At 70.8% G+C, this 14,258-nt stretch carries 14 protein-coding genes; 9 read left to right on the forward strand and 5 right to left on the reverse strand.

Annotated features, from left to right (window positions below; all coding sequences use genetic code 11):
* Window positions 1-118: 118 nt before the first annotated feature.
* From AB0M80_RS29330 to AB0M80_RS29340, 3 genes are read right to left on the reverse strand one after another with little or no spacing between them, the layout of a single operon-like run.
* Window positions 119-607, reverse strand: coding sequence for a glutathione peroxidase (locus tag AB0M80_RS29330; protein ID WP_364571389.1), 489 nt, complete (start codon window positions 605-607; stop codon window positions 119-121).
* A 14-nt stretch (window positions 608-621) separates the two neighbouring features.
* On the reverse strand, window positions 622-2,127 hold the full coding sequence (locus tag AB0M80_RS29335) for a glycoside hydrolase family 57 protein (RefSeq protein WP_364571391.1): 1,506 nt from the start codon (window positions 2,125-2,127) through the stop codon (window positions 622-624).
* Window positions 2,124-2,897 (reverse strand): methyltransferase domain-containing protein, encoded by a 774-nt coding sequence (locus tag AB0M80_RS29340; protein ID WP_364571393.1) that lies wholly within the window; start codon window positions 2,895-2,897, stop codon window positions 2,124-2,126. Before AB0M80_RS29340 ends, AB0M80_RS29335 begins: the two co-directional genes overlap by 4 nt.
* A 53-nt stretch (window positions 2,898-2,950) precedes the next feature.
* On the opposite strand from AB0M80_RS29340, the gene AB0M80_RS29345 reads away from it, so the two are divergent.
* Entirely contained in the window at window positions 2,951-3,376 is a 426-nt protein-coding gene (locus AB0M80_RS29345) for a hypothetical protein (RefSeq protein WP_364571395.1), read from the forward strand.
* Here AB0M80_RS29345 and AB0M80_RS29350 read toward each other — a convergent pair.
* On the reverse strand, window positions 3,354-4,199 hold the full coding sequence (locus AB0M80_RS29350; protein WP_364571397.1) for a DegV family protein: 846 nt from the start codon (window positions 4,197-4,199) through the stop codon (window positions 3,354-3,356). The genes AB0M80_RS29345 and AB0M80_RS29350 overlap by 23 nt on opposite strands.
* Window positions 4,200-4,442: 243 nt before the next feature.
* Here AB0M80_RS29350 and AB0M80_RS29355 point away from each other — a divergent pair, with 243 nt between their 5' ends.
* From AB0M80_RS29355 to AB0M80_RS29370, 4 genes are all read left to right on the forward strand, one after another.
* Window positions 4,443-5,228: an electron transfer flavoprotein subunit beta/FixA family protein gene (locus tag AB0M80_RS29355; protein WP_364571399.1), complete on the forward strand. Its 786-nt coding sequence runs from the start codon at window positions 4,443-4,445 to the stop codon at window positions 5,226-5,228.
* A gap of 29 nt (window positions 5,229-5,257) precedes the next feature.
* Window positions 5,258-6,217, forward strand: coding sequence for an electron transfer flavoprotein subunit alpha/FixB family protein (locus AB0M80_RS29360; protein ID WP_364571400.1), 960 nt, complete (start codon window positions 5,258-5,260; stop codon window positions 6,215-6,217).
* A gap of 159 nt (window positions 6,218-6,376) precedes the next feature.
* Window positions 6,377-7,159 (forward strand): GNAT family N-acyltransferase, encoded by a 783-nt coding sequence (locus tag AB0M80_RS29365; RefSeq protein WP_364571402.1) that lies wholly within the window; start codon window positions 6,377-6,379, stop codon window positions 7,157-7,159.
* Complete coding sequence (locus AB0M80_RS29370; protein WP_364571404.1) at window positions 7,156-8,040, forward strand: lysophospholipid acyltransferase family protein; 885 nt, start codon at window positions 7,156-7,158, stop codon at window positions 8,038-8,040. Before AB0M80_RS29365 ends, AB0M80_RS29370 begins: the two co-directional genes overlap by 4 nt.
* A gap of 105 nt (window positions 8,041-8,145) precedes the next feature.
* On the opposite strand, the gene AB0M80_RS29375 is transcribed toward AB0M80_RS29370, so the two are convergent.
* Window positions 8,146-9,048 (reverse strand): NADP-dependent oxidoreductase, encoded by a 903-nt coding sequence (locus AB0M80_RS29375; RefSeq protein ID WP_364571406.1) that lies wholly within the window; start codon window positions 9,046-9,048, stop codon window positions 8,146-8,148.
* 154 nt (window positions 9,049-9,202) lie between these two features.
* On the opposite strand from AB0M80_RS29375, the gene AB0M80_RS29380 reads away from it, so the two are divergent.
* From AB0M80_RS29380 to mnmA, 4 genes are all read left to right on the forward strand, one after another.
* Complete coding sequence (locus AB0M80_RS29380; RefSeq protein WP_364571408.1) at window positions 9,203-10,486, forward strand: LuxR C-terminal-related transcriptional regulator; 1,284 nt, start codon at window positions 9,203-9,205, stop codon at window positions 10,484-10,486.
* 44 nt (window positions 10,487-10,530) lie between these two features.
* Window positions 10,531-11,898, forward strand: a complete 1,368-nt coding sequence (locus tag AB0M80_RS29385) for an MFS transporter (RefSeq protein WP_364571410.1) — start codon at window positions 10,531-10,533, stop codon at window positions 11,896-11,898.
* A 64-nt stretch (window positions 11,899-11,962) separates the two neighbouring features.
* Window positions 11,963-13,159 (forward strand): cysteine desulfurase family protein, encoded by a 1,197-nt coding sequence (locus tag AB0M80_RS29390; protein WP_364571412.1) that lies wholly within the window; start codon window positions 11,963-11,965, stop codon window positions 13,157-13,159.
* Window positions 13,160-13,163: 4 nt separating this feature from the next.
* Window positions 13,164-14,255, forward strand: a complete 1,092-nt coding sequence (gene mnmA, locus AB0M80_RS29395) for a tRNA 2-thiouridine(34) synthase MnmA (protein WP_364571414.1) — start codon at window positions 13,164-13,166, stop codon at window positions 14,253-14,255.
* Window positions 14,256-14,258: the final 3 nt, after the last annotated feature.

Raw genomic sequence — 14,258 nt, forward strand, 5'->3', positions numbered from 1 at the left:
CGAAGTGCACTGGGCCGGCCGCGCGACGGTCGACGACCTCAACGTCGTCGGACGCGACCAGGTCGGCCTGTGATCGGCCGCCGCGCCGGGCCGGAAGGCCGGCGCGGCAGCGGCCGGCTCACGCCGGGAGCGCCGCCTCGATGGCCTTGATGACCGCCTCGTCTTCGGGTTCGGTGCGTGGCCGGAACCGCGCCAGGACTTCGCCGTCGGCGCCGATCAGGAACTTCTCGAAGTTCCACTGGACGTCGCCCGCCGCGCCCTCGGCGTCGGCGGTTTCGGTCAGCTCGGCGTAGAGCGGGTGCCGGCCCTCGCCGTTGACATCGATCTTCTCGAACAGCGGGAACGTGACGCCGTAGGTCGTCGAGCAGAACGTCTGGATCTCTTCCGCACTGCCCGGTTCCTGCCCGGCGAACTGGTTGCACGGGAAACCGACCACGGAGAAGCCCTGGCCGCCGAAGCGTTCCTGCAGCCGCTCGAGGCCGGAGTACTGCGGGGTCAGGCCGCACTTCGACGCGACGTTGACCACGAGCAACGCCTTCCCGGCGAACTCGCCCAGGGAGCTGTCCCGCCCGTCGAGGGTCTTGAGCGGAATTTCGTGGATTCCCATCCGGAGGGTCCCTTTCAGTCGTGCTTCAGCGCGCGGGCGTCGAGGTGCCCGAACGGTCCATCGTCGGCGCGGTAGGCGGCGGCGAGCTCCGCGGCCCGGGCGCGATCGCCGCGGCGCAGCAGCCCGGCCAGCGCGTCGAAGCGCTCGGTGTGCACCTGGGCGCGGCGCCGCGCGTAGTCCGCGGCGGAATCCTTCGTGACCATGAACGCCCAATCGCTTTCCAGCGCCAGCATCGCCTCGGCCACGGCTTGGTCGGCGACGGTGTCCCGCGCCGTCCGATCCAGGCCCCCGACCAGGTCGAGCAGCCGGTCCTGCAACGCCGCGTTGGCGGCGACCATGTCCTTCACCTGCTCGCCGTCCCAGACGCGCCAGTCCTTGCCCGACCCCCACGACGACGAGGGCAGGTCGATCGGCTCGCCGACGTGGCCGGCCTCCATCGCGCCCTTCAGCGTCGTCACTCGCACGCCGGCCTCGGGCAACGCGCGCAGCACGCCTTCCAGCCAGGCGGGTCCTTCGTGCCACCAGTGCCCGAACAGCTCCGTGTCGTAAGCGGCGACCACGAGTGCCTCACGCCCATGCTGCTTCTTCAGCGAACGCAGCCGTGCCACGACGGTCTCGACGAAGTCCTTGACGTGCGAACCCAGGACGTCCGCGGCGAGCGCCGGGTCGTACGGCGCCTTGTCCGGCGGCTCGACCGTCTTGCCGGTCACCCGCGACGCCTTGAGCCCGACCTCGTGCGCCCAGGTGTGGAAGTCGCGGTAGGCGGCGTGGCCGGGGTAGCCGGCTTTCGGCGACCAGACGCGGTAGGTGACCTCGAGGTCCCGGCCGAACGCGACGACGTCGGTGTCGCCGACCGGTCGCGCGGCCCAGGTCTCACCCCGCAGCGACGGGCCGTCGACCATGAACCGCCGCACGCCCGCGGCCGCGTAGTCGTTTTCCATACCAGGCGCGTAGCCGCACTCGGGCGCCCAAATCCCCTCGGGCCGCGTCCCGAGCCGCAGCGCCGTGTCGGCGAGACCGGCGTTCAACGCGAATTGCCGCACCCGCGGGTCGAGCAGCGGCTGGAAGGGGTGGGCCAGCGGCCCGCCGAGCAGCTCGATCGTCGAATTGTCGACCAGGGAACGCAGGACGGGGGAGAACCCGTGCCGCCACCGCGTGCCGAGTTCTTCGGCCGCGCGGACCGCGGTCCGGTGCTCGGCCGCGGCGAGCTCGCGCAGCAGCGGGTCGCCGCGCCACAGGGTCGCCGCGTGCTGCGCGCGCAGCTGCCAGTGGCCGAGCCAGTCGTGGAACGCGCGGATGCTGTAGGGATCGTCGAGCTGCGCGGCGAGCACCGGTGTCACGCCCAGCGTCAGCACGTCGCGGCGGCCCTCGTCGGCGAAGCGCTCCAGGAGTTCGACCATCGGCAGGTAGGAGTGCGCCCACGCCTGGTAGAGCCATTCCTCCCCGACCGGCCAGCTCCCGTGGTGCGGCAGCCACGGCAGGTGGCTGTGCACGACGAGGCAGAAGGTGCCCTCGCTCATCGGCGCACCGCCACGGCGATCAGGTCGAGGCTCGCGTCGAGGTCGTCGCCGTGGATGTCGAATCCCGTGGCCTCGATCGCGGCGACGTCGGCGAGCAGCGCCTCCGGCCACACGGCTTGCCCCGGCAGCTTGCCCATGACCACGTCGAGCTGGGCGTCGATGATCGAACCGCCGTACCGCTCGTCGAGTGCGCGGACGGCCTCGCCGTGGTGCAGTCCGTGCAGCGCTTCGACGTCGAAGCCGGCGTCGGTGAGCAGCTCGGCCAGTTCGGACGGCGCCAGCTCGCGGGTGTGGAACGGGTTCAGCGGCGTGTCGCTGTCCGGCGTGAAGGTCAGCCGGTTCGGCGTCGTGACCAGCAGTTTGCCGTTCGGCGACAACACCCGCCGGCACTCGGCGAGGAATCCGGCCTGGTCCCACAAGTGCTCGATGACCTGGAAATTCGCCACGACGTCGACCACGGCGTCCCGCAGCGGCAGGTACGCCAGGTTCGCCCGCGCGACGGCGACCTCGGGGTAGCGGCGGGCGACGTGCTCGGTGGTCGGCACGTCGTAGTCCAGCGCGAGCACCCGGCGGGCCGTGGTGGCGAGGAGCCCGGCGCCGTAGCCCTCGCCGCAGCCGGCTTCGAGCACCGTCGCGTCCGCGCAGTGGGGGAGCAGGGCTGCGTACGCCGCTTCGTGGCGACGGAACCAGTAGTTCTCCTCGGCAATGCCGGGCACGGTCCGCTCGCCGGTCAGGTGCAGCGCCTCGGCCCGGGTGGCTGGGGTGGTCACCTCCGCGACCCTAGCGGGTGTCACGTCCGGCACCGCCCTCTCGTTCCGTGGTCATGCAACGGACCATCACCCGCGTTCTGCTCGTCGTCTTCGGCCTTGTCGAAGTGCCCGTCGGCCTCTGGCCGCTGATCTCTCCGACCGGCTTCTACCAGGACTTTCCCGGCTTCCGCTCCGGCTGGGTGTCGATGGACGGACCGTTCAACGAGCACCTCCTGCGCGACTTCGGCGGGCTCAACCTCGGGCTCGCGGCCCTGCTGATCGGGGCCGCCGTGATCGGCACCACAGCGGTGGCGCGGCTCGCGGCTGTCTCGGCGCTGCTGTTCGGCGTCCCGCACTTCCTCTACCACCTCGGCCACGTCGGACACTTCGAGCGGATCGACCAGGTGCTCATCGTCGCGACGACCGGGCTGGGCGTGCTGCTGCCGCTCGCGCTCCTGCTGGTCCCGGGGCGGCGCGTCAGCCCACCGGTGACACCGTGATGCCGAGCGCGCCGGGGCCGAGGTGCGCGCCGATGACCGTGCTCGCCTCGACGACCATGCTCTCGACCATCGCCGGCACCCGGCGTTCGATCTGCCTGCCGATTTCCAGTTCGTGGTCGCTGGCGCCGAACCGGGTCACGGCGATGTCGGCGCGGAAACCGCCGGACTTCTTCACCGCGAGGTCCACCATCTTGGCCAGGGCCCGCCGCGTGCCGGGAACCCGCGCCAGCGGCGCGACCTCGCCGTCCTTGACCGTGAGCAGCGGCTTGATCGAGAACGCGTTGCCGAACATGGCCTGCGCGGCGCCGATCCGGCCACCCCGCCGCAGGTACTCGAGCGTGTCGACGTAGATGAACTCGGTGCTGGTGGTGCAGCGGCGTTCGGCGGCTTCGATGACACGGTCGGCGTCCGCGCCGGCCGCCGCCGCCCGGGCGGCGGACACGGCGGCGAAGCCGAGGCTCATGCCGGTGGTCCGGCTGTCCAGGACGTGCACCGGTATGCGGACCTGCTGGGCGGCTTCCCGGGCCGCGCGGACGGTGTCGGACATGCGACCGGAGAGGTGGATGCTGACGATGGCCGTCGCGCCGGAGGCCACCGCTTCCTGGTAGGCCCAGAAGAACGCCCCGGGATCCGGAGGCGCTGTGGTGATCACTTGCCCGCCTCTCATCGCGTCGATCACCTCGCCGCGGTCGAAGCGGTTTTCGTCGTCGAAGTGACCACCCAGGTTCAGCTGGATCTGGACGACTCCGATGGCCCAGCGGGAGGCGACGAGGTCGGGCAGGCAGGAGCTCGAGTCGGTGATGACGGCGATGCGCGCGGGCATGGTCGGGGAGGTTAATCGTTGTCGACCTACTGGTAGTAGGCCGCGGTTGGGCCAATCGGACGAACGGCAGTTCGGGCGGGGTAACCGGTCGACTAACGGGACGATCGTCCCACTAGATTGCGCATCCAGGTGAATGGCGTCACCTCGACGGGTCCTGGCGGCGGAATGGCCCTAATCTACCGGCCAGTAGAGCACTGACCCGTGGGCGTCCGCGGGCCACAACCGGGAGGTCGAAGCAGACCCATGACCAACATCGTTGTCCTGGTCAAGCAGGTACCGGACACCTACTCGGAGCGCAAGCTCAACGGGGCCGACCACACCCTTGACCGCGAATCCGCCGACGCCGTGCTCGACGAGATCAACGAGAAGGCCGTCGAAGAGGCGTTGAAGATCAAGGAAGCCGGTGAGGGCGAGGTCACCGTGATCTCGGTGGGCCCGACCCGCGCGACCGACGCCATCCGCAAGGCGCTGTCCATGGGCGCCGACAAGGCCATCCACGTCTCCGACGAGGCCCTGCACGGCTCCGACGCGATCGCCACCGCGAAGGTGATCGCCGCCGCGATCTCCAAGGTCGAGGGCTACGACCTCGTCATCGCCGGCAACGAGTCGTCCGACGGCCGCGGTGGCGCCGTTCCGGCGATCCTCGCCGAGCTGCTCGGCCTGCCGCAGGTCACCTACGTGCGCGAGCTGACCGTCGAGGGCACGACGATCAAGGCCACCCGCGAGACCGAGGACGGCCTGACCCGCCTCGAAGCGAACCTGCCCGCGATCGTGAGCGTCGGCGAAAAGATCAACGAGCCGCGCTACCCGTCGTTCAAGGGCATCATGGCCGCGAAGAAGAAGCCGGTCGAGACGTTCACCATCGCCGACCTGGGCATCGACGCGGGCGAGGTCGGCCTCGCCAACGCGTGGTCCACGGTGACCGAGTCCTCCCCGAAGCCGCCGCGCACCGCCGGCGAGAAGGTCGAGGACGAGGGCGACGGCGGCACCAAGGTCGCCGAGTACCTGGTCGGCCAGAAGCTCATCTGACAACGGCTCTTCGAGGAGGAAGTAGAACAATGGCTGAAGTACTCGTCCTCGTCGACCACGTCGACGGTGAGGTCAAGAAGGTCACGCTCGAGCTGCTGACCGCCGCCCGCGCGCTCGGGGAGCCGTCGGCCGTCGTCGTCGGCCCGACCGGCACCGCCGCCAAGGCGAAGCAGGCGCTGGCTTCGCACGGCGCCGCCAAGGTGTATGTCGCGGAAGGCGACGACGCCGCGAACTACCTGGTCACGCCCAAGGTGGACGTGCTCGCTGCCCTCGCGCAGCAGGCGTCCCCGGCTGCCGTGCTCGTCACCGCCAGCGGTGAGGGCAAGGAGGTGGCCGCCCGCCTGGCCGTGCGCCTGGGCTCCGGCCTGATCTACGACGCCGTGGGCGTCAACGGTGACGGCGTCATCGACCAGTCGATCTTCGGTGGCGCGTTTTCGGTGAAGTCCAAGTCCGCGAAGGGTGCGCCGGTCGTCTCCATCCGCCCGGGTGCGGTCGAGGCCGAGCCCGCCGAGGGCGCGGCGGCCGAGGAGACCGTCGAGCTCCCCGCCGTCGACGCGGCGAAGTCCACCCGCATCACCGGCGTCGAGCCGGTGACCGGCGGTGACCGGCCGGAGCTGACCGAGGCCTCGATCGTGGTCTCCGGTGGCCGCGGTGTCGGTTCGGCGGAGAAGTTCGACGTCGTCGAGAAGCTGGCCGACTCGCTCGGCGCGGCCGTCGGCGCGTCGCGTGCCGCGGTCGACTCCGGCTACTACCCGGCGCAGTTCCAGGTGGGCCAGACCGGCAAGACGGTCTCGCCGCAGCTGTACATCGCGCTCGGCATCTCCGGCGCGATCCAGCACCGCGCGGGCATGCAGACGTCGAAGACGATCATCGCCGTCAACAAGGACCCGGAGGCGCCGATCTTCGAGATCGCCGACTTCGGCATCGTCGGCGACCTGTTCAACGTCGCGCCGCAGCTGACCGAGGCGGTCGACAAGCGCAAGGGCTGATTCCAGCCACGTCGAAGGGCCTTCCGGACGTCCCGGAAGGCCCTTCGCGCATTTCCGGGACCTGAGAAGAGCCTGAGAACCCGCCATTAACTGAACGTGCACTGATCGGTCATCGGATCGCACTCTCCGCGGCTTCCTCCGCGCAGGTACACCTTGACCATGACGACGTCACAGCTCCTCGTCAGCACTGATCAGGCGGGTGCCGAGCGCCCCGCAGGCGCTCCCCGGTACTCCCTTCTCGTCGCGCACGCGAACGACGAAGTGGTCGCGGCGCAGAAACTGCGTCACCGGGTTTTCGCCGAGGAAATGGGTGCGCGCCTCCACTCCCCGCGGCCCGGTCTCGACATCGACGAGTTCGACGAGTTCTGCGACCACCTCGTGGTCCGCGACGACAACACCGGCGAGATCGTCGGCTGCTACCGGATGTTGCCGCCGGAGCGCGCCGCCCAGGCCGGGAAGCTGTACGCCGACAGCGAATTCGACCTGAGCGCGATCGACGACCTGCGACCGTCGCTGGTCGAAACCGGCCGGTCGTGCGTGCACCCGGACCACCGCAGCGGCGCCGTCGTCAGCCTGGTCTGGGCCGGGATCGCCCGCTACATGCTGCTTTCCGGCCACCGCTACCTCGCCGGTTGCGCCTCCGTCCCCCTGGTGGGCGACGGCTCCTTCGCCGCCGGCGTCTGGGACCTCCTGCGCACCAAGCACTACTCCGACGAGGCCACACGCGTCACGCCGTTGATCCCCTGGGACGTCTCGGGCATCGAACGCCCGGCGCGAGCCACGCTGCCGCCGCTGATCAAGGGCTATGTCCGCCTCGGCGCCAAGGCCTACGGGCCGCCCGCGCTGGACGCCGACTTCGGCGTCGCGGACTTCTTCGTCGTGCTGGACCTGCAGAACGTCGACGAGCGGTACCTGAAGTTCTTCCTCGGGGTGCAGGTATGAGCCACGCCTGGATGCCGTCCTCGCCGTGCGGCGACGGCTGCCTCACCGCCGACGACCCCGTGGTCGGCCTTTCACGCCGGGTTCTGCGCTTCGCGGCGGCGGTCTCGGTCGTTTTCGCGGCACTGCTGTCCGCGCCTTTGCTGCTGGTGACGCCAGGCCGCGAGCGCTTGCTCCGGCTGATCTTCCGCGGCGTGCTGCGGGCGTTCGGGGTCCGGCTGGACATCCGGGGCGGTGCCGACTTCCTCAGCGCGCCCGCCGGCCGTGGCGCCCTGGTGGTCAACAACCACATCTCGTGGCTGGACATCGTCGCGATCAACGCGCTGCGGCCGATGCGCGCGCTGGCGAAGAAGGAGATCGCGGGCTGGCCGGTGCTCGGCGGCCTCGTCCGCCGCGGCGGCAGCATCTTCCTCGACCGCGAGCGGCTGACGTCGCTGCCGGCCACGATGGCGACGCTGGCCGACGCGCTGCGGACGGGCGCGCTGGTGAGCGTCACCCCGGAGGGCACGACGTGGTGCGGCCGGGCCTCGGGCCGCTTCACCACGGCGACGTTCCAGGCGGCCATCGACGGCGGCGTCCCGGTGCGCCCGATCGCGTTGAGGTACCGCCTCGTCGACGGCCGCGAGACCAGCCGTCCGGCGTTCATCGGCCCGGAGTCGCTGATCGCGTCCCTGCGCCGGGTCGCGGCCCTGCGCGGGCTGGTGCTCGAAATCCACGTCTGCCCGGAGATCGCCCCTGGCCGCGCGGAGACCCGCCGCGAACTGGCCGCCCTCGCCGAGGCTGCGGTCCATTCCGCGCTGGGCACGGTGCAGATCCCGGCCCAGCAGCGGCGCCGGACCCCGCGCCGCCAGACGGTCCCCCTGGCTTCGCCTTCCGCGAAGTGATCCGGGCCCTGTCGCCGCGATCCGGCGGCAGGCCCGGGTCGGGGACTCGCCACCGTGGTCCGGTGGCAGGTCCCGTTCAGCCCTCGGTCGGCGCCGGTCCGGTCCTCAGCCGACGGCGATCGTCAGTTTTCCGCCAGGGTGCCCGCCCTCGCTCTCGACCTGCGCCGCGGCCGCCTCGGCGAGCGGGTAGCTCTTGCCCTGCGCGATGCTGACCCCGCGATCGGTCACCCAACCGGCGATCCCGTTGAGGACCTCACGGGTCTGCTCGCCCCCGCTGGAGAACGGGATCCCCAGCTCGAACGCGGCCGCATCGGCGATGGTGACGATCCGCTCCTTGGTGCCCCGCAGCTCGACGGACCCAGGCAGCACCCCGTGCCCGGCGGCGTCGAACACGGCGTCCACCGGTCCGGGCGCGGCCTCGCGAACCCGCTCCGGCCAGCCGTCGCCGTAGAGCACCGGAACGACGCCCAGCGACTTCAGGTCCTCGAGACTCCGGCTCCCGCCTGTGCCGATGACGGTGAGGCCCCGTGCGACGGCGACCTGAGCGGCGAACCGGCCGACGGTGCCGCTCGCGCCGTGGATCAGCAGCGTCTCGCCTTCACGGACGCCGAGCAGCCCAAGGACGCGAAGCGCCGTCTCCCCGGCGACCGGCAACGCCGCCGCGGCCGCCCACGAAAGGCTCGCCGGCTTCGGTGCGACCGTCTTCGCCAGCGCGTACTCGGCGTAGGCGCCGGTTTCCGACCAGCCGAACACCTCGTCGCCCACGGCGAAGGCCGCGCCCTCGCCGACGGCGTCGACGACCCCGGCGACCTCGAGGCCGGGGATGTGCGGGAAGGGGACCTGGAAGTTCTGCTGCATGGCGCCGTTGCGGATCTTCCAGTCGATCGGGTTGACCCCGGCGGCCCGGATGGCCAGCCGCACCTGCCCCGGGCCCGGCTCCGGCACCGGAACCTCGGACAGCTGCAGGACTTCCGGCCCGCCGTAGGCGGAGAAGGTGATCGCTTGCATGGTGTGTTCGCTCCTCGGTTCGTGACCTTCGGGTTCGAATGTCCTCCCCGAGAAGTCAACTCGCCCGCCGGACCCGCCGAACCGCCCGGACGAGCAGTGTTCACTAGCCGGACGAGCAGGTCGCCGGACCGCGGACGCGCCTACCTTGGGGACCATGGATGTTTCCCGGTCGGACCCGCGGCACGTGCTCGACGTCGTCGAGCGGCTGCTGTCGGCACCGCGGCCCCAGCTGCTCGGCCGGTTCTCCGCCGAGCTGGGAAAGCTGATCCCGCACCGCGCGGCCGCGATGCAGACGGGCGACTGTCCCCGCAGCCCGCTCAAGGTCATCGGCGACGAAGCGATCACCCGGACCGTGACGAGCGTCGAGCTGCAGCGGCTGGTCGACCGCAGCGAGCCGGGCAAAGCTCTGGTGATCGACGGCGTGCTGGGTGGCGTCGAGCGCCGCCTCGTCCTGCTCGCTGCGGCGCCGGCCGTCGGCCAAGGCGCTGTGCTCGCTGTGGTGCCGGAGGCCGCGGAGCCGCCGTCTGCGGAGCTCGAGCTGGCGGTCCGGCTGTGGGACATCGTCAGCGTCGACGCCGGCCGGCGGGCGACCGATCCGGGCCCGGACGTCGTGGCCAGCAGCCTGGCCGCAGCCTCCGCCCGCGCCCAGGCGATCACCGACCTCGGCCAGACGCATGCGGCGACTCTGGTCACGCTTCTGGCGGTGCTCCGCTCCGGACGGCTCTCCGACGTCGTCGCCCGCCGCACCGCCGTCGACCTCGCCGCCGACGCGCTGCTCGAGCTCAAAGGCGTCGTCGACCGCGACCAGGTCCTGTCCGCGGAGCAGACCGACACGGCGTTCGCCGTCCTCAAGACCCAGCTCGTCGACCTCGTACGGCACACGGACGTCGACGTCGACCTGGCCGACCCCGTCGGCGACGCGTCACTCCCGCAGGACATCGCCCACACGGCACGGACCCTGACCCGTGGTCTGGTGCTCGCCGCTTTGGACCGTTCCGCGACCACGCGTCTGCGGACGTCCTGGCGCGTGGACGGCTCGGTGCTACGGATCACGGTCCGCGACGATTGCCCCGAAGTCGCCGACGCACTCCCGCATCGAGGCCTGACCGAGCGGCTCACGGCCCTCGGCGGCCACTGGGAGGTCGACGCCGTGCCGGGCTGGGGCACGACGATCACCGCCGTTCTCCCGCTCGGCGTGGCCGACCCGCCGGAGCTGCGTCCGCTCGACCGGCTCAACCCGCGCGAACTGGAGGTGCTGACGGGCATCTCCCAAGGTCTGCGCAACCGGCAGATCGCCGGGCAACTCCAGCTCAGCGAGCACACGGTGAAGTTCCACGTCCGCAACATCCTCGACAAGCTGGACGTGAGTTCCCGCGGCGAGGCGGCCGCGCTGGCCCGCGACCTGCCGCTGGAACCAGTGGCGCACCGCTCCGCCTGAACCGCCTTGACCTCCAGCGGACTGGAGGTTGCACGCTGCTGATCATGGCCTCGACGAGCGACTCCGCACCCCGTCGCCGGAGTGTGCTCTGGAGCGCGGAACACCGGCTGACCACGATCGCGCTGCTGCTCGTGGTCACCTTGGTCGCGTTCGAGAGCATGGGCGTGGCGACGGCGATGCCCACCCTCGTCGCCGACCTCCACGGGTTGTCGCTCTATGCGTGGCCGTTCACGATCTTCCTGATTTCCAGCGTCGTCGCGACGGTGCTTTCGGGCCGGATCGGCGACCGCCGCGGCCCGGCGCCGGCACTGCTGGCAGGGCCTCTGCTGTTCGCAGCGGGTCTCGTCGTCGCGGGAACGGCGAGCGGAATGCCGCTGTTCCTCCTCGGCCGCGCGCTGCAGGGCTTCGGCTCGGGGCTGCTCCTGGTCTCGGTCTCGCTCCTGATCGCGCTGACGTTCAGCGACCACGAACGTCCGGTCATCTACGCCGCGAACGCCGCCGCCTGGGTCCTGCCGGCGGTCATCGGGCCTTCGGTGGCCGGGGTCGTGACGGTCAGCGTCGGCTGGCGGTGGGTCTTCCTCGGCCTGGTCCCGCTCGTGGCCGTCGGCGTCCTCATGCTGGTGGTGGTCGTCCGGCGCTTGCCCGCGCACGGACTGGCCATGGGCGGCCGGCAGGCGAGCGTTCCCCAGGCGATGATCGCCGCGCTGGGCGTCGCAGCGCTGACGTGGGCAGCCCAGCACCAGTCGCTCCTCGCCCTCGGCTACGGCACGGTCGGGCTCATCGCCTTGGGCTACGCCCTCCGGACGCTGCTGCCGGCCGGGACACTGACTTCCCGTCCCGGCTTGCCCACGGTCATCGCCTCCCGTGCCCTGATCGCCGGCGCGTACGCGGGGATGGAGGCGTACCTCCCGCTGACGATGAGCGCGGTCCACGGCTACAGCCCCACCCTCGCCGGCCTGCCACTCACGATCACGGCTTTGGGCTGGTCCGCGGCCTCGGCAGCGCAAGGCCGGTACCTCGGCTGGTCGAGGGAGGCATCGCTGCGCACCGGATTCTGGCTGGTCGCGGCCGGACTGGTCTGCTTCGGCCTGGTTTCGCAGCCATGGTTCCCCGGCTGGGTGGCGTTCGTGGCCTGCGCGATCGGTGGCGCCGGCATGGGGATCGCGATGCCCGCCATCTCCGTCTTGCTGCTCCGCTACTCACCCGAAGGTGAACGCGGATTCAACACCTCGGCGATGCAGCTCGCGGACTGGGTGGGCTCAGCACTGCTCATCGGCTTGGGTGGCGTGCTGCTTGGCGCGGTCGGCTCGGTTCTGGACCCGTCGCCGGCGATGGCGCTGCTCACAGTGGCCTTGGTGGCCCTCGCGATGGTGGGCGCCCGGCTGACCGGGCGATGGCCATCGAAGGTGTGACAGGCCACTTCGAGAGCCAGGGTGGGCTTCGTCACGCGCTGGAGCGGACTACCCTGATGGAGCGATGACCTATCTCGACCACGCGGCGACCACTCCGATGTTGCCCGACGCCATAGCGGCGATGACCGAGGCGCTGTCCACCGTGGGCAACGCCTCGGCGCTGCACTCTTCGGGCCGCCGGGCCCGCCGGATGGTCGAGGAAGCCCGCGAAACGCTCGCCGAGGCGCTGGGCGCCCGTCCATCCGAGGTGATCTTCACCGGCGGAGGCACCGAGAGCGACAACCTCGCGATCAAGGGCATCTACTGGGCCCGCTACGACGAGCAGAAGCAGCGTCGTCGCATCTTGTGCGGTGCCGCGGAACACCACGCCGTGCTCGACACAGTCGAATGGCTGGAAGCCCACAGCGGCGCCGAGGTCACTTTGCTCGACGTGGACAGCCAGGGCCGGGTTTCGCCTGACGTGCTCCGTGCAGCCATCGCCGCGGATCCCGAAACCGTGGCGCTGGCCACCGTGATGTGGGCGAACAACGAGGTCGGCACGATCAACCCGATCACCGAGCTGGCGGCAGTGTGCGCCGAGTTCGACATCCCGTTCCACACCGACGCGGTTCAGGCTGTCGGTGCCGCTCCGGTCGACTTCGCGGCCAGCGGCGCCGCTGCGCTCACCCTGACCGGACACAAGCTCGGTGGCCCGATCGGAGTGGGAGTACTTCTGCTTGGACGCGACGTGCCTTGTGTGCCCCTGCTGCACGGCGGAGGTCAGGAGCGCAATGTCCGCTCCGGGACCCTGGACGTCCCGGCGATCGTCGGTCTCGCAGCTGCTGTCCGCACCAGCGTCGCAACCCGGGCCGAGTACGCGAAGCGCGTTGAGGAACTCCGAGACGGGCTCATTGAGGCCGTCCAGCGCGAGGTACCCGACGCCGTCCTCAACGGCGGGAATGGCGAGAGGCTGCCCAGCCATGCCCACTTCACATTCCCCGGATGTGCCGGCGACAGCCTGCTGATGCTGCTCGACGCCAAGGGCATCGAGTGCTCGACGGGATCGGCGTGCACGGCAGGCGTCGCCCAGCCGAGCCACGTACTGCTCGCCATGGGGGCCGACCCGGCGGCGGCCCGCGGCTCCCTTCGTTTTTCCCTCGGCCACACATCCACCGCCGCGGACGTCGAGGCGGTGGCTGCCGAGATCGGCGGCGTTGTCATGCGCGCCCGACAGGCCGGCCTCGCCGGAATGCGCAAGCAGACTCAGAAGCAAGAGGTGTAAGGCAATGCGGGTTTTGGCCGCGATGAGCGGAGGAGTGGACTCGGCGGTCGCCGCGGCGCGCGCGGTCGACGCCGGGCACGACGTCGTCGGTGTGCACCTGGCACTGTCGGCCAAACCGGGAACTTTGCGGACCGGTTCGCGCGGGTGTTGCACGATCGAAGACTCGCACGACGCCCGGCGGGCCGCTGACATCCTCGGTATCCCCTTTTACATCTGGGACTTCGCCGAGCGCTTCACCGAAGAGGTCGTTGAGACCTTCGTCGGCGAATACGCCGCCGGGCGCACCCCGAATCCGTGTGTCACCTGCAACGAGAAGATCAAGTTCGAAGCGCTTCTCGAAAAGGCGATGGCGCTCGGATTCGACGCGGTTGCGACGGGCCACTACGCGCGCCTCTCCGTGGTGGACGGTGTGCCCGAGCTGCGCCGTAGTGCCGACAGCGGCAAGGACCAGTCGTACGTGCTCGCCTCGCTGACACCGGACCAGCTCAGCCACGCCATGTTCCCTCTGGGCGACTCCTGGAAGACCGACGTGCGGACCGAGGCGGAGCGACGAGGCCTGTCCGTCGCCAACAAGCCGGACAGCCACGACATCTGCTTCATCCCGGACGGCGACACCAAGAAGTTCCTGGAGAACCGGCTGGGTCAGCGTCCCGGCGAGCTCGTGGACGCGGAGACGGGTGCTGTCCTCGGCAGGCACACCGGAGTGCACGGGTTCACCGTCGGCCAGCGCAAGGGCCTCGGGATCGACGCTCCGGCGCCGGATGGCCGTCCTCGGTACGTCCTGTCGCTCGAACCGGTGTCCGGCTCCGTCAAGGTCGGCTCTGTGGCCGGGCTCGGCGTCACAGTGATCGAGGCCGACCGGGCCATCTGGCCCAGCGGCCGGCCTTTGACCGAACCCACCGAATGCGTGGTCCAGGTCCGGGCCCACGGAGGCATCGTGGACGCGGTCGCCGACGTGGATTCCGACACAATGACAGTGCACTTGCGGGAGCCGCTGCGCGGGGTCGCTCCGGGCCAGGTCGTCGTTCTCTACCGCCCTGACCCCGAAGGTGGGGACGTCGTCCTCGGCAGCGCGAAGATCTCCGGCACCCGCTGATCA

The organism is Amycolatopsis sp. NPDC051045, from assembly GCF_040682955.1.
Classification (GTDB): Bacteria; Actinomycetota; Actinomycetes; order Mycobacteriales; family Pseudonocardiaceae; genus Amycolatopsis.